Here is a 15,226-nt window from a genome sequence, read left to right as displayed (position 1 = left end):
ATACAATGTGCGCTCCTATAACAACAGGGGATAAATCCGATGAAACAATTGAGCAAGCCGGCGGCCGCTGTTGCCGCCATGGCCGCCATCGCCGCCGGGCTGTCCGGCTGCGGCGCGGGCGACTATCCTGGACCGGCCGTGCCGCAAGCCGGTCCTCCGCCGCCCACCGTGCCTGTCGCAGTGAAAATCACGGCCGACTTCGGCCAGTCCATCGACGGCTGGAAGGGTGAATCGACCGACTACGGCGACGGCGACGCGCCCGATTTCGTGGTCTTCGAACAGCGCACCATGGACCCGCCGCTCACCGGCAAAGGCTTTTACATGGCCGGCCACAACCGCAGCGACGACATGTTCCTGTACGCCAAGAAGCAGTTCGGCGGCTTCGTGCCGTCCACCAGCTATAAAGTTACTTTCAGTGTCAAATTCGCCACCGATGTGTCCTCTGGCTGCTCCGGCGCGGGCGGCGCGCCGGGCGAAGCGGTGTTTGTCATCGGCGCGGCCTCGGCCACGGAACCGAAATCGGTGCTCAAGGACGGCCGCAACACCCTGAACCTGGACCGCGGCAACCAGGGTACCGGCGGCACGGAAGGGCAGGTGCTGGGCAATATCGGCAACACGCAGGAATGCGGCGTGGTGATGGCCGAGTTCAAGACCGTCAAGAGCGCCGAACCGCTGATCGTCAAGACCGACGCCGACGGCAAGATGTGGCTGCTGGCCGGCATCGACTCCGGCTTCGAGGCTGCTTCCCGCATCAACATCCAGACTGTGGTGGTGGACGCCGAGCCGGTGAAGTAAGCACGCGCTACAAACAGTTTCACTCCCGCTGCAGTCTCCCCTGCTGCAGCCTTTCGGGCCCGCCCTCTCCTTTTGAGGGCGGGCTTTTTTTTGTTTCATCAATAAACAATTGCTTGACAGTCTTAGAATGATCGTTCATTCTATGAAAAGATAAATGTGAGGTCAACAATGAAACCTATTTCCCTGGTCCTGATTTCCGTAGCCGCGCTGAGCGCAGGCTGCCAACCCACCACTGCCGGAGCACCTGGCGCCGGGAAACCGGCGCAGGTGGCGGCCGTGGGCGTGCACACGGTCACGCCGCAGAGCCTGTCCATCACCACCGAATTGCCGGGCCGCACCACCGCCTACCAGGTGGCCGAAGTGCGCCCGCAAGTGGGCGGTTTGATCCAGAAGCGCCTGTTCGCCGAAGGGGCGGACGTGAAAGCCGGCGCCCAGCTGTACCAGATTGATCCGGCCACCTACCAGGCCGCCTACAACTCGGCCAAGGCCGCGCTGGCCAAGGCCAAGGCCAACTTGGCCGCCGCCACGCCGAAAGTGGCGCGCTACAAGGAGCTGGTGGCCATCGAAGGCGTGAGCCGCCAGGACTATGACGACGCCGTGGCCGCCGCCGAGCAGGCCAAGGCCGACGTGGAGGCCGCAGCGGCCGCGCTGGACAGCGCCCGCATCAATGTGGACTACACCCGCGTGGCGGCGCCGATTTCGGGCCGCATCAGCCGCTCCAACGTCACGCCCGGCGCGCTGGTGACCGCAGGCCAGGCCAACGCCCTGACCACGGTGCAGCAGCTGGACCCCATCTATGTGGACGTGACCCAGTCCAGCACCGACATGCTGCGCCTGAAGCGCGAGCTGGAGAGTGGCAGCCTGAAGAAAAACGGCGGCCAGGCCAGGGTGACCCTGCTGCTGGCCGACGGCAGCAAGTACGCGCAGGAAGGCAAGCTGCAATTCTCCGACGCCAGCGTGGACCCCGGCACCGGCAACGTGGTGCTGCGCGCGCTGTTCCCCAACCCCAAGCATGATCTGCTGCCCGGCATGTTCGTGCGCGCCGTGGTCGACAGCGGCGTGGACGAGCAGGCCATCCTGGTGCCGCAGCAGGGCGTGACGCGCAATCCGAAAGGGGAGGCCACCGCCATGGTGCTGAACAAGGAAGGCAAAGTGGAGCAGCGCGTGCTGGCCACCGGCGCCACCGTGGGTGACCAGTGGCTGGTGAAGTCCGGCCTGGCCGCGGGCGACCGCGTCATCATCGACGGCCTGCAGAAAGTGCGCCCCGGCGCGCCGGCGCAAGTGGCCGCCAAACCCGCAACCACCGCCGCCGCCGCCGGCCCGGCCGCAGCGGCAAACCAGCGCGCGGCGCAATAAGCGAGGTATTCCATGGCACGTTTCTTTATCAATAGGCCGATCTTCGCCTGGGTGGTGGCCATCGTCATCATGCTGGCGGGCGTGATCGCCATCCTCGGCCTGCCGGTGTCGCAATACCCGAGCATTGCGCCGCCCGCCATCACCATCAGCGGCGCCTATCCCGGCGCGTCGGCCAAGACGGTGGAAGACGCCGTCACCCAGGTCATCGAACAGAAGATGAAGGGCATCGACGGCTTGCGCTATATGAGCTCGAGCAGCGACTCGACCGGCGGCATCAGCATCACGCTGACCTTCAAGAACGGCACCAATCCGGACATCGCGCAGGTGCAGGTGCAGAACAAGCTGCAGCTGGCCACGCCGCTGCTGCCGGCCGCCGTGACGCAGCAAGGCCTGGTGGTGTCCAAGTCCACCAAGAACTTCCTGATGGTGCTCGGCTTCGTGTCCGAAAACGGCAGCATGAAGCAGGCCGACCTGGGCGACTATGTGGCCGCCAACGTGATCGACCCGCTGAGCCGCGTGGAAGGCGTGGGCGACGTGACGCTGTTCGGCTCCCAGTACGCCATGCGCATCTGGCTCGACCCGACCAAGCTGCAAAGCTTCCAGCTCACCCCGGCCGACGTGAGCGCGGCCATCACCGCGCAGAACACCGAAGTGTCGGCCGGTGAACTGGGCGGCGCACCCGCCATGCCGGGCCAGCAGCTGAACGCCACCGTGTCCGCGCAAAGCCGCCTGCAGACCGCCGAGCAGTTCGGCGCCATCCTGCTGAAGACCTCCGCCAGCGGCGCCACCGTGCATCTGCGCGACGTGGCCCGCATGGAGCTGGGCAGCGAAAACTACAACACCGTTGCGCGCTTCAACGGCAACGCCGCCACCGGCGTGGCGATCAAGCTGGCCACCGGCGCCAACGCGCTCGATACGGCCAAGGCCATCCGCGCCAAGATCGACCAGCTGTCCAGGCAGTTCCCGGCCGGGATGAAAGCCGAAGTGGCTTTCGACACCACGCCTTTCGTCAAGCTGTCGATTGAAGAAGTGGTGAAGACGCTGGTGGAAGCGGTGGTGCTGGTGTTCCTGGTGATGTATTTGTTCCTGCAGAATTTCCGCGCCACGCTGATCCCGACCATGGCGGTGCCGGTAGTCCTGCTGGGCACCTTCGGCGTGCTGTCCGCGCTGGGCTATTCCATCAACACCCTGACCATGTTCGCCATGGTGCTGGCCATCGGCCTGCTGGTGGACGACGCCATCGTGGTGGTGGAGAACGTCGAACGCGTGATGACGGAGGAGGGCTTGCCGCCGAAAGAGGCGACCACCAAATCCATGAGCCAGATCACCGGCGCGCTGGTGGGCATTGCCCTGGTGCTGTCGGCCGTGTTCGTGCCCATGGCTTTCTTCGGCGGTTCGACCGGCGTGATCTACCGCCAGTTCGCCGTCACCATTGTGTCGGCCATGGTGCTGTCGGTGCTGGTGGCCATGGTGTTCACCCCGGCGCTGTGCGCCACCCTGCTCAAGCCGGTGGCCAAGGGCCACCAGCCCGCCAGCACCGGCTTCTTCGGCTGGTTCAACCGCACTTTTGAGCGCGGCAGCGGCAAATACGAAGGCATCGTGGGCGGCATGCTCAATCGCGGCAAGCGCTCCATGCTACTGTACGCCGTGCTGCTGGCCATCCTGGCTGCCGCCTTCATGCGCCTGCCCACTTCCTTCCTGCCGGAAGAAGACCAGGGCGTGCTGTTCGCGCAGATCCAGCTGCCTGCCGGCGCCACGCAGCAGCGCACGCTGAAAGTGATCGAGCAGGTCGAGCGGCATTTCCTGACCGAGGAAAAGCAGAACGTCGCCTCCATCTTCACGGTGGCCGGTTTCAGCTTCGGCGGCAACGGCCAGAACACCGGCATCGCCTTCGTGCGCCTGAAGGACTGGTCCGAACGTCCCGGCCCGGCAGGCAATGTGAAGGCCGTGGTCGGCCGCGCCATGGGCAGCTTCTCGCAGATCCGCGACGCCTTTGTGTTCGCCTTTGCGCCGCCTGCGGTGCTGGAGCTGGGCAACGCCAGCGGCTTCGACCTGCAGCTGCAGGACCAGGCCGGCCTGGGACACGACGCCCTGATGGGCGCGCGCAACCAGCTGCTGGGCATGGCCTCCAAGAGCCCGCTGCTGGTGGGTGTGCGCCCCAACGGCCAGGACGACACGCCGCAGTACAAGATCACCGTGGACCAGCAAAAGGCCACCGCGCTGGGCTTGTCCATCGCCGAAGTGAACCGCGTGCTGAGCACCGGCTGGGGCTCGTCCTATGTGAACGACTTCGTCGACCGCGGCCGCGTGAAAAAGGTCTACCTGCAAGGCCAGCCTGATTCGCGCATGGCGCCGGAAGACCTGGGCAAATGGTTCGTCCGCAATAGCGGCGGCGAGATGGTGCCGTTCTCCGCCTTCGCCAGCGGCCAGTGGATCTACGCCTCGCCGCGCCTGGAGCGCTTCAACGGCCTGTCGTCGATGAACGTGCAGGGCGCGCCGGCGCCGGGTGTCAGCTCGGGCGCGGCCATGGCCGAAGTGGAAAAACTGGCGGCCCAGCTGCCGCCTGGCATAGGCTTCGAATGGAACGGCCTGTCGGTGGAAGAGCGCGATTCCGGCTCGCAGACCACGGTGCTGTACACGCTGTCGCTGCTGATGGTGTTCCTGTGCCTGGCCGCGCTGTATGAAAGCTGGTCGGTGCCGTTCTCGGTGCTGCTGGTGGTGCCGCTGGGCGTGATCGGCACGGTGCTGGCCACCTGGAGCTTCCACCTGGCCAACGACGTGTACTTCCAGGTGGGCCTGCTCACCGTGGTCGGCCTGGCGGCGAAGAACGCCATCCTGATCGTGGAATTCGCCAAGGAGCTGCAGGAGCAGGGCATGGAGCTGAAGGCCGCCACGCTGAAAGCGGTGCGCCTGCGCCTGCGCCCCATCCTGATGACTTCCATCGCCTTTGGCCTCGGCGTGCTGCCGCTGGCCATTGCGAGCGGCGCCGGTTCGGGCAGCCAGAACGCCATCGGCGTGGGCGTGCTGGGCGGCATGCTGACGGCCACCTTCCTCGGCATCTTCTTTGTGCCGGTATTTTTCGTGCTGGTGCGCGGCCTGTTCAAGCAACGCCAGGCCGCCGCCAGCACCGCAGCAGGAGTGCATTGATATGCAAAAGACTTTACTTTCCCTGGCCGCTGCCACCTTGCTCAGCGCATGCAGCCTGGCCCCGGTGTACGAACGTCCGGCCGCGCCGGTGACGGCAGGCTGGCCGCAAGGCGACGCCTACAAGCCGGCCCAGGTGGCGGCGGACGCCAAGCCCGCCGCGGACATCGCCTGGCGCGACTACTTCGCCGACCAGCGTCTGCGCGAAGTGATCGCGCTGGCGCTGGCCAACAACCGCGACCTGCGCGTCTCGGCGCTCAATATCGAGAAGGCGCGCGCGCAGTACGGCATCCAGCGCGCCGCGCTCGTGCCCAGCGTGAACGCGTCCGGCGGCCAGAACGCCACCCGCACGGCGGACAATCTGAGCGCCGGCGGGCAGGGCGCTATCAACCGCCAGTACACGGCCAGCCTGGGCGTGTCCTACGAGCTGGATTTCTTTGGCAAGGTGCGCAGCCTGTCCGAGGCGGCCCTGCAGCAATACCTGGGCACCGAGGAAGCACGCCGCGCGCAGCAAATCAGCCTGGTGGCCGAAGTGGCCAACACCTGGCTGGCCTTGCAGGCCGACCGCGAGCGCCTGGGCCTGGCGGCGGATACGCTGAAGAGCCAGCAGATCAGCTATGAGCTGAGCAAGCGCCGCTTCGCAGCGGGCGCCACCTCCGGCCTGGATATGTACGAAGCGCAGACCAGCGTGGAAGCGGCCCGCAACGACATGGCGGTCTACACCGCGCAAGTGGCGCAGGGCGAGAACGCGCTGGCGCTGGTGGTGGGCACGGTGGTGCCGGCCGAACTGCAACAGCAGCAGGCGCCGCTCGCCAGCGTGGCCGCGATGGCCGAGCTGCCCGCCGGCCTGCCGTCCGAAGTGCTGCAGCGCCGTCCGGACGTGCTGGGCGCGGAACGCACGCTGCAAGCGGCCAACGCCAATATCGGCGCGGCGCGCGCGGCCTTCTTCCCAAGCATTTCGCTGACCGGCAGCGCCGGCAGCGCCAGCAGCAATCTGTCCGGCCTGTTCAAAGCCGGTTCCGGCACGTGGAGCTTCCTGCCGCAGATTAATCTGCCCATCTTCAACGGCGGCGCCAACACCGCCAACCTGAAGGTGGCCAAGGTGGAGCGCGACATCGCCGTGGCGCGCTACGAACAGGCCATCCAGTCGGCCTTCCGCGAAGTGGCGGACGCGCTGGCCCAGCGCGGCACGCTGGACGAGCGCCTGGCCTCGCAGGCCGCGCTGGCCGACGCGTCGCAAAAGAGCTACCGCATCCACGAGGCGCGCTATCAGAAGGGTTCGGAGTCGTACCTGAACGCGCTGGTGTCGCAGCGCGCGCTGTACGCGGCCCAGCAAAGCCTAATCTCGGCGCGCCTGGCGCGCGCCGGCAACCAGGTCACGCTGTACAAGGTGCTGGGCGGCGGCTACCAGTAAGGCGGCCGGGCAGGGCCTAAGCCGGCGTCCACTCCATGGTGGCGTACAAGCCGTCCAGGCCCTGCATCACGAAGTCGCAGCGCTGGCACAGGCGCTGCACTGGATTGCCAAGCAGGACGTTGAGCCGCACCGGCAGGTGCAGGCGCTGGCCGTGGGATTGCAGGCCGCGCAGCAGGCCGCGCCCGATGCCGCGTCCACGATATTCTGGCAGCAGCGTGATATCGATCAGCCGCACTTCGGTCTCGTTGTACTGCACGTACAGGCGGCCGATGGGGCGCTCGCGTTCGACGATGATGGTGGCCTCGGCGTCCGGGTACTGCAGCTGGAAGTCGGTCTGCTGGGCCTTGCACTGGACCGCTTGCAGCATGGCTTCGGTGGCCGCGTCGCAGCCGTGCAGACGGAATTCCATACCGCGCGTGCTGGCGTACAGGCGCAGCAGGAAGTGCTGATCGGCCGCCGTGGCCGGGCGCAGTTCGATCGAGGGCGCGGTCTTGTAGGTCGTCATGGGCAACACCCTGGGCTGGTTGATGTTGTCTTTATGGTATCACCAATCCAGTCCGATGTTACACGCCAAATTGACAAAATGCGCGGGCTTGGCCACAGTACCGCATCGAACACGAGGAATTCTGCATGAGCACCACCGAAAAACGCCATATCGACCCGGACCGCGCCCTGGTGCGCCGCAAGCAGGTGCTGGATGCGGCGGCGGCCTGTTTCGGGCGCAGCGGCTTTCATGGCGCCAGCATGGCCGAGATTTCGAAAGCGGCCGGCATGAGCGCCGGCCATATCTACAACTACTTCGACGGCAAGGACGCCATCATTGCCGCCTTCGTCGAGCAGAACGTGGAGCGCGTGTCGCAGCTGATGCGCGACCTGGAGCAGCAGGCCGACCCGCTGCAGTCGATGGTGGACGACGCGCCGCGCCACGTGCGCGAGCACCTGGACCCGAATACCTGGCCGCTGGCGCTGGAGATTTCCGCCGAGGCCGCGCGCAATCCCAAGATCGCCGAAGTGGTGCATGATGCCGACATGCGCGCGCGCGTGCAGTTCCGCGCCATCCTCAAGTCCTCACGCGAACGGCACGGCCTGGCGGTGGACAGCGACACCCTGGACGGTCTGCTGGACGCCATGATCAGCCTGTTCCAGGGCCTGGACGTGCGCGTGGTGCACAACCCGAATTTGAACGAGCAGGCGCTGGCGCGCTATATGGGCATAGCCATGAAGGCGATGCTGTTTTCATAAAGGCTGCAATGAACTCTCCCTACATTTTCCCCGCCCACGATATCGTGGGTCTGCCGGTTGCCGGCGCGGACGCGCTGTTCCCGGTGCGCCGCATCTACTGCGTCGGCCGCAATTACGCCGGGCACGCGCGTGAAATGGGTTCCGACCCAACGCGCGAGCCGCCGTTCTTCTTCTGCAAACCGGGCGACGGCATGGCCGTGCTGCCGGTGGCGCCGCAAGGCGTGGCCGAGCTGCCGTATCCGCCCCGCACCAGCAACTACCATTACGAGTGCGAGCTGGTGGTGGCCATCGGCAAAGGCGGCAGCGACATCGCCGTGGCGGACGCGCTGCAGCACGTGTTCGGCTACGCCGTCGGCCTGGACATGACCCGGCGCGACCTGCAGGGCCAGATGAAGGACGCCGGCCGTCCATGGGAAATCGGCAAGGCCTTCGACTACTCGGCGCCGGTCGGCGTGATCACGCGCGCAGCCGAGGCGGGCGCCATCGAGCAGGCCGCCATCACGCTGGAAGTGGACGGCGCGGTCAAGCAGTCCAGCCATATCACGCACCTGATCTGGTCGATCAGCGAAACCATCGCCAACCTGTCCACGCTGTTCACGCTGCAGCCGGGCGACCTGATTTTCAGCGGCACGCCCGAAGGCGTGGGAGCGGTGGTGCGCGGCCAGACCATGGTGGCCAGCATCGAAGGCCTGGCGCCGATCGCGCTGAAAGTGGTTTAAAGCTGTTCGAGGGCGGCGGCGATGGCCCGCAGGCCGTCGAGCGCGCCCATGGCGATGCCCGCGTCCAGCGGGCCCGCCACCTGCGGCTCGCGCGGATTGATGCGCACCAGGCGCCCGCCGTGGTGCTGCACCACGCCATGGCTGAAATGGCGCACCGACGGTATCGCCGTCCCAGCGCCCAGTTCTATCACCACCGGGCGGCGCGTGCGCGCCAGCCAGGTTTGCATGCGCGCCTGCTGTTCCTCGGCGCGCCGCTCCAGCCAATCCCCGTCGCCAAACATCAGGATATTCGGCCGCGCCAATCCGCCGCAGTGAGGACAGGCGGGCGGCGCATTGCGCAAGCGGCAGGCGTCCGCATCCACTTCCGGCGCAAAGTCCTGCGCGCTCCAGATGGCGCCGCAAGCATGGCGGCGGTGAGGCTGCATGCATTGCAGGTGGTGGATGGAGCCGTGGCACTCGACTATGCGCTGCGGATCGAAGCCCGCCAGCTGGAACTGCCCGTCCACATTGCTGGTGAACACGCTGGCGCCATGTTCCATGCGCTCGCCCCAGGCGCGCAGCAGCGCAAAGCCCGGGTGCGGCACCGTGGCCCGGTACAGCGCCAGCCGATGGCCGTAGAAACCCCAGGCCAGCGCGGGATCGTCCCGGAACGCCTGCGGCGAAGCGATGCTGCTGAAGTCCATCCGCGCGCGGCCGAGCGCGGGATATGCCTGCCAGAAGCCCTGGTTGCCGCGAAAGTCCGGCAGTCCGGAGTCCACGCCCATGCCGGCGCCGGCCGCGACGATGAGGGCGTCCGCCTGGGAAACCAGCTCGGCGGCAAGGTTTATGGAATTAATCGCATTAATCATATGTTAAGCATAAAGCACTCTTACCAAAATCCCAAAGCTGCTGCTATAATGCCACCCACAGTCGGGGCGTAGCGCAGCCTGGTAGCGTACTTGCATGGGGTGCAAGGGGTCGTGTGTTCGAATCACACCGTCCCGACCAGATAAATCAAAGACTTAGCAACAAAGCTGTATAAAAGCCCAGTGCTGTATATTAGACGTTTGTCTAATATCATCGCCGGGCTTTGTTGTTTCTGATTACTTTTCCTTCAGCCACGGCAGATCCATGCTGATGCCTGAGACGTCCGCGATGACCTCCTTGATGTAGATATCGGTGGTCTTGCCCGACGTGTGCACCAAGCGGCGCTGGATGTCGTCGCGGTGTTCGCCGCGGCGTGCCGCATCGGTAGCGGCCAGCGCGCGGATATCCTTGAATACCACGTCCTCCGTCATACCAATGCGCTCCTTAGCCCTGTCCCACATCGACGACAGCCCAGTCTTCGTGTACGCCCCGCCCTGGCGCGTCGGGAACAGGTAGCGGCTCTTTGCGGCCTTCCCTCCGTAGGTCTGCTTGATCCTGCGCGCGCGGTCCAGCACCTCTTGGATGGTCGGCGTGACCGTGATATCCACCATCTTCCCACTGGACTTCTGGGTCTTGCTCGGCTTGATGCGGATACGGCCGTCCTCGATCTGGTCTTCCTTCAGTAGGCGGATGTCGATGGCGCGGGCCCACAGAAGGTAGGAGATGTCGATGATGCAAGCGAACATCGGCCCGCTCGGATTGGGCTGCGTCTTGCCGGTGTCGGTGCGCTCCTTGCTGGTCATGCCTGCGGCCCGGATCGCGCGCACCTGGTCGTGCGTGGCCAGCACCTCGCGCCGGCCGGTTTTGTAGCTCGACATGTCCAGTTGGTCGATCGGATTGTCCTGGCGCAGGCCCAGCTCGCCGATGATGAACTTGAACAGCTTGCTCATCAGGGCGGCCAGCTTTTTCGCGGTGTTCGGCGTTTCGCGGTAGTTGTCACGCAGGAAGCCGGAACAGTCCTTAGTCGTGACGGCGGCCGCGTGGAATTCCTCGAACTCGTCGGCGATCACGTCCAGGTAGCGACCGTAGGTCTTCTTGACCTCGTCGCTGTAGTCCCCCAGCATGTGCGCCTTGAACTCGGCGCATGCGTAGGGTATAGATCCCTCCATCACACTCTTGTCGCCCTTCAGCGCGGCTAGGGCCATCAGCATGGCGCTCTCGCCGTCGGCGGCGCTGCACAGGCGGATCCACTTCTGTTCGCGGCCGGTGGCCGGGTTCCGCATCGGAAGCGCTGGCAGGAAGTAGTAGGCGCCGTGTTTCAGGTACACGCGCTGGGGCAGGGCCTTGTTTGCTTTTCTGCGTCGGTTCATCGTCTTGCGGATTTCCGTTGTGGGGCCGGCGCGATGCTGGCCGCCGAGGGGTGGATCAGGTGCATGCGCAGCACGCGCACGGTGTTGTCGTGTAGGCGGAGCGCCGGGATGCCCAGCTGCTTGAGCGCGCGCAGCTGCAGCGCCGGGCGCCGGTAGTGCGTGAGCTGGTAGATTTCCTCGTTCGAGAGGATTAGCTCGTCCATGGTCGTCATAGCGGAATTCCCCTTTCTGCTTGTCGGTTGGTTATTGGGGCGGCTCGACCAGGGTCAGCTCGCAGGGCCGCACGGGTTCGGAGCTGCCCTCCAGGTAGATCGTCATTTCGCTGTCGCCTTTATGCCAGTGCAGGCCTGCGATGAAGTGCAGTAGGCCGCGATACTCCACCTGGCGCGCCAGCTGCTTCGCGCGGTGGAGCCGCAAGTCGTGCTTGTCGGCCTCATCCTGGGACATGTCAGCCATGGCTTACCACCAATTCCAGAGAGCCAGCACCAGGAACGTGCCGTAAATAGCCGTCATCTCGCTGAGTATTCGGCGGCGCGGGGCTTTGCCAGCGGCGGCGAGCGGCGCGGCGGGCTTCGGCGGCAGACCCAGGTATTCCCGCCAAGGGACCTTGGAACCGTTCACCATGAACCCCCAGGTTCCTCGATGGCGGCCGGTGATGAAGATCGTCCACGCGCCACCGGGCATGAGTGATGTGATGCGGTGGTACTCGCCATACTTGAGCGTCGCGGTGTCGCCAGCGAGCCGCGTGTAGCTGTCGTGCTGGCCGGCGCCGCGACGATCCTCCGTGTAGCCGCCCTTGATCACGATGGTGCGGGCGTTCCATGGGTGGTCATGCAGATCGCGGTCCTGGTCCGGCAGCACGATGTGGTGGATGCGGATAGAGATCGGGAAGCTCCATGGCGCGCGGTCGGCGCCAGATTCTCCGCTGTCGGGGTAGGGATTGAACAGCCATGCGCGGTCCATGTACAGCTTGCCGTCCTTGATGATCGGGCTGTACGGAGTGCGCAGCGCGCGCCGAATGAGCCAGTCGGCCACAGCGGGCCGGGCGGCGAATTTAGCGATGATGTTCCAGATAGTTTTTTGCATGGTGCTCCCTCGGTATGTTCTAGATTTTGGTGTTCGGTCAGGCGGCCACTGCCCACGCTGCTTCATGTGCAAAGTTGGCTCGTATCAGAGCCTCCGCCACTGGCGGGCAGACGCTGTTGCCGCACATGCGCACCTGTGCTGACTTCGTTAGCTTGCGGCGCGGCAGTGTGCGCGGATCCGTGACGGCCTGGTGTCCGTTCTCGAAGAGCAGCTCTGGCAGCGGGATCTCGTGGAAGATGTAGCCGGGCGGGAAGCCTTGTGCAAGATAGAGCTCTTTCGGCTGCAGCATGCGCAGGCCGATATCGACGATCTGGTAGTCCACGCCATGGATGGTGACCAGGCCGAAGCGATCCTTGGTGGTGACCGTGTGCAGCGGCTCCTCGAGGCGAGGATCCTGGTCGGCGCCGTAGTACTTGACCAGGAAGGCGCGCACCTCAGCGTGGTGTTGGCCACCGGCGCTGATAGTGTGCAGTGGCTCGTCCGTGCTGGCGGTGGTGCTGGTGCCGCGCAGTTTGATCAGGCTGCTGGTTACCAAGCTGTGGTGGTCGGTGCTGGTGACTGTGCCGATCGGGTCGCCCAGGTCGGAGCCCACCACGCCGGTGTAGTGCTTCGCGAGGAAGGCTGTGGCCAGGGCCTTATTGCCGCTGGCGGTCACGGTGCCGATGGGCTCATCGACCTGCTTGACGCCGGATCCCCAGCGCTTCACTCCGGTCGGCGAAATGTCGCCATGGGCTGCGTCCACCAGCACGGCGGAGACCATGCCGAAGTGCCCACCCTTCACCTGCGCGCAGATCGTGCGCAGCGGCTCGTCGGCCGGCATGATGCGCTGATTGCTTGCGTTGGCGTGCTCGATCAGGAAGGCAGTTACCAGGGCGTGCTTAGCGGCGCAGCCCACGACGGTGCCCAGCGGCTTCTCGATGTCGAGTGCGCGCGGCGCCTGGCCCTCGCGCTCGCCGTAGCCGGTCTGCACCAGAGTGGGCACGACGACAGCGCGGTGATTCTCGGTGGTCAGCGTGCCGATCGGCTGATTAGCCGAGACAGGTTTGCCGGAATAGATCGGGCCGCCCTGGCCGACAATGAACGGCTCGGCGGCGTCGATCACGTAACGCATCACACCCTTGGCGATGCGGCGCAGCGTAGCCTCGGCCAGCGGCTTGTCGCGCTCGAAGATGCTCGGGCACGGCAGCGAGAAGTCGATGCACTCGGCGGCGGTGCGGTGCGGCCGCAGCTGGCCGGCAGCCACCTCGGCCGACGACGGCGCGCCGTGGCTGTTCTCCGGCCAGCAGATCGGCAGTCCGTCGCGGCGCGCGACCAGGAAAAAGCGCTTGCGGATGGTGGGAGTGTTCAGGTCGCTGGCGCGCAGCTCCTTGTATTCCACGGAGTAGCCGTGCGCCTTGAGCTGGCGGATGAAGCTGGCGAAGGTTTTGCCCTTCTTCGCAGGGTCTGGGCGCCACTTGCCATCGGCGTCTACGATAAGCGGGCCCCAGGTTTTGAACTCCTCTACGTTCTCCAGCATGATGACGCGCGGCTTGCACTTCGCCGCCCAGCGCAGCGTCACCCAGGCCAGGCCGCGAATTTTCTTCTCGACCGGCGTGCCGCCCTTTGCCTTGGAAAAGTGCTTGCAGTCCGGCGACAGCCAGACCAGCGCCACCGGGCGGTTGTTTGTCACCTTGATTGGGTCGATGTCCCACACGCTCTCGCATAGGTGCCGCGTGTACGGGTGGTTCAGCGCGTGCATGGCCAGCGCTTCTGGATCGTGGTTGATGGCGATATCGACTGGCCGCCCAAAGGCGGCCTCCAGGCCGGTGCTGGTGCCTCCGCCGCCGGCGAAGTTGTCAACGATCAGTTCATGACCCAAGTCCAGCTGGAGGGTGAAGATGTCACGCTTCATGGGATCCCTTTCGGTAGGCTTTGGTGAATGCCTTGTTTACGCTGTGCCCGCGCCGCAGCACGGCGTGCGCCAGCGCGGCCCGGTCCTGGTGGCTGGCGGTCGCCTGCCGCAGCAGGCCGAAGTAGCTGTTCGCCGACGTGTAGACCTCGTCTGCGTCGATGCGGCTCACCCGATGGATGGCCTCGTTGACGGTGCGGCGCCGGGTGTGGCTGCGCCACGGCTTGATCACGTGGCCGACGAAGTCCACGCCGCGCGCCACCGGCTGCAGGATGGTCTTGGACGGATTCAGCTGGGCGTGCAGCACCTCCGGCAGGAATTGCGCCACGTCGGCCAGCGCCGCGTTTAGCCACTGCGGTGATTCGTGCAGCAGCACGAAGTCATCCACGTAGCGGATGTAGTGCCGCGCGCGCAGGTGGTGCTTGGCGTGCTGGTCCAGCTTGTCCAGGTAGATGTTGGCGAAAAACTGCGACGACAGGTTGCCGATGGGCAGGCCGAGGTGCGCTGGCTGGTTGCCGAGCCGCTTGTGCGCGGGGACGCGGTGGAGCAGGTGCGGTGCGCCGCGCAGCTCGTAGTCCAGGCGCGGGTCGTGGAACAGGATGGTGTGCGCCAGCTGGCGCCACCACGGCGCGGTGACGCGCGCCGCGATCTGCTCCCACAGCACCCGCTTGTCGATGCTGACGAAGAAGTTGGCGAGGTCGCATTTCAGGTACCAAGCTGGCCGCGTCCAGTTCTGCGTGGTGCTGCGGATCTTCGCCTCCAGCCGCTGGGCGGCGTACAGCGTGCCGCGCCCGGGGATGCACGCGCAGCTGTCCTGGATGAACGAGGCGTAGAAGCGCGGCGAGATGCGGTTGTACAGCAGGTGGTGCACGACACGGTCCCGGAAGTCCGCGGCCCACACTTCGCGGGCTTTCGGGCGGGTGACGACGAAGCAGATCGAGCGGCCGGGGCGATAACTGCCGTCGGCCAGCTCGTCGTGCAGCTCCATCAGATTGCGCTCAAGGTGCAGTTCGAAACCCAGCGCGCTGGCCGAGTTCCGTTTGTTGCGCCGGCAGTCGAAATACGCGACCGCCAGCTCTTCGAGGGTGAAGTCCGCTTCGTATTGATCTGCGGACAGCGCGCGCCCGGCCCTCGGCCGACTTGTGGTTGTTGTTCTGGTTGCCATCGTTGAAGTTCTGGTTCCACGCGTTGTTAGGGTTCGGGGCGTACTGCGTCCATTCCTGCTATCTACGTCGCCCCGCCGAAGGCCTTGGCCGATCAGCGGGGTAACTGCGCCAGGCCTGGCCGGACGCCGCCGGCTGGTTCCTGTGGTGCGCATGGCGGTGGCCTTGTGGGCCAGCGGCAGGACCAGATTAAAAATCGCACG

The 15,226-nt window shown here is 65.6% G+C and carries 14 protein-coding genes and 1 tRNA gene; 7 read left to right on the top strand and 8 right to left on the bottom strand.

What is annotated here, in order from left to right; translation table 11 throughout:
* The first annotated feature begins 39 nt into the window (after positions 1-39).
* The 4 genes from AC07S4_RS05430 to AC07S4_RS05415 all read left to right on the top strand — a co-directional run bounded on the left by AC07S4_RS05430 (position 40) and on the right by AC07S4_RS05415 (position 6,709).
* Positions 40-795, top strand: a complete 756-nt coding sequence (locus AC07S4_RS05430) for a hypothetical protein (protein WP_494985669.1) — start codon at positions 40-42, stop codon at positions 793-795.
* A 168-nt stretch (positions 796-963) separates the two neighbouring features.
* The gene (locus AC07S4_RS05425) at positions 964-2,151 is read left to right on the top strand and encodes an efflux RND transporter periplasmic adaptor subunit (RefSeq protein WP_494985668.1); all 1,188 of its coding nucleotides are present in this window, start codon (positions 964-966) and stop codon (positions 2,149-2,151) included.
* 12 nt (positions 2,152-2,163) lie between these two features.
* The gene (locus AC07S4_RS05420) at positions 2,164-5,298 is read left to right on the top strand and encodes an efflux RND transporter permease subunit (RefSeq protein ID WP_494985667.1); all 3,135 of its coding nucleotides are present in this window, start codon (positions 2,164-2,166) and stop codon (positions 5,296-5,298) included.
* Between the two features lies 1 nt (position 5,299).
* Positions 5,300-6,709 (top strand): efflux transporter outer membrane subunit, encoded by a 1,410-nt coding sequence (locus tag AC07S4_RS05415; RefSeq protein WP_494985666.1) that lies wholly within the window; start codon positions 5,300-5,302, stop codon positions 6,707-6,709.
* Between the two features lie 16 nt (positions 6,710-6,725).
* On the opposite strand, the gene AC07S4_RS05410 is transcribed toward AC07S4_RS05415, so the two are convergent.
* A complete protein-coding gene (locus AC07S4_RS05410; protein ID WP_161071850.1) occupies positions 6,726-7,214 on the bottom strand; it encodes a GNAT family N-acetyltransferase in 489 nt (162 codons plus the stop codon).
* Positions 7,215-7,339: 125 nt separating this feature from the next.
* Between AC07S4_RS05410 and AC07S4_RS05405 the strand changes: the two genes are divergently transcribed.
* On the top strand, positions 7,340-7,951 hold the full coding sequence (locus AC07S4_RS05405; protein WP_494985665.1) for a TetR/AcrR family transcriptional regulator: 612 nt from the start codon (positions 7,340-7,342) through the stop codon (positions 7,949-7,951).
* Between the two features lie 8 nt (positions 7,952-7,959).
* Positions 7,960-8,670: a fumarylacetoacetate hydrolase family protein gene (locus tag AC07S4_RS05400; protein ID WP_494985664.1), complete on the top strand. Its 711-nt coding sequence runs from the start codon at positions 7,960-7,962 to the stop codon at positions 8,668-8,670.
* Here AC07S4_RS05400 and AC07S4_RS05395 read toward each other — a convergent pair.
* Positions 8,667-9,518, bottom strand: coding sequence for an SIR2 family NAD-dependent protein deacylase (locus tag AC07S4_RS05395; RefSeq protein ID WP_494985663.1), 852 nt, complete (start codon positions 9,516-9,518; stop codon positions 8,667-8,669). The genes AC07S4_RS05400 and AC07S4_RS05395 overlap by 4 nt on opposite strands.
* A gap of 62 nt (positions 9,519-9,580) precedes the next feature.
* Between AC07S4_RS05395 and AC07S4_RS05390 the strand changes: the two genes are divergently transcribed.
* A tRNA-Pro gene (locus tag AC07S4_RS05390) sits at positions 9,581-9,657 on the top strand.
* Positions 9,658-9,752: 95 nt separating this feature from the next.
* On the opposite strand, the gene AC07S4_RS05385 is transcribed toward AC07S4_RS05390, so the two are convergent.
* From AC07S4_RS05385 to AC07S4_RS05360, 6 genes are read right to left on the bottom strand one after another with little or no spacing between them, the layout of a single operon-like run.
* The gene (locus AC07S4_RS05385) at positions 9,753-10,886 is read right to left on the bottom strand and encodes a tyrosine-type recombinase/integrase (RefSeq protein WP_494985662.1); all 1,134 of its coding nucleotides are present in this window, start codon (positions 10,884-10,886) and stop codon (positions 9,753-9,755) included.
* Positions 10,883-11,098, bottom strand: coding sequence for a DUF4224 domain-containing protein (locus AC07S4_RS05380; protein ID WP_494985661.1), 216 nt, complete (start codon positions 11,096-11,098; stop codon positions 10,883-10,885). Before AC07S4_RS05380 ends, AC07S4_RS05385 begins: the two co-directional genes overlap by 4 nt.
* A 31-nt stretch (positions 11,099-11,129) precedes the next feature.
* On the bottom strand, positions 11,130-11,342 hold the full coding sequence (locus AC07S4_RS05375) for a hypothetical protein (RefSeq protein WP_494985660.1): 213 nt from the start codon (positions 11,340-11,342) through the stop codon (positions 11,130-11,132).
* Between the two features lie 3 nt (positions 11,343-11,345).
* On the bottom strand, positions 11,346-11,972 hold the full coding sequence (locus tag AC07S4_RS05370) for a hypothetical protein (RefSeq protein WP_494985659.1): 627 nt from the start codon (positions 11,970-11,972) through the stop codon (positions 11,346-11,348).
* Positions 11,973-12,009: 37 nt separating this feature from the next.
* Positions 12,010-13,863 (bottom strand): DNA cytosine methyltransferase, encoded by a 1,854-nt coding sequence (locus AC07S4_RS05365; RefSeq protein ID WP_494985658.1) that lies wholly within the window; start codon positions 13,861-13,863, stop codon positions 12,010-12,012.
* A complete protein-coding gene (locus AC07S4_RS05360; RefSeq protein WP_494985657.1) occupies positions 13,853-15,025 on the bottom strand; it encodes an RNA-directed DNA polymerase in 1,173 nt (390 codons plus the stop codon). The genes AC07S4_RS05365 and AC07S4_RS05360 overlap by 11 nt, the downstream gene beginning before the upstream one ends.
* Positions 15,026-15,226 lie beyond the last annotated feature (201 nt).

The sequence above is a fragment of the Pseudoduganella sp. GW821-FHT05F09 genome (assembly GCF_059419605.1).
Note: the sequence above shows the minus strand (reverse complement) of the source record. Positions and strands in the feature narration are given on the sequence as shown.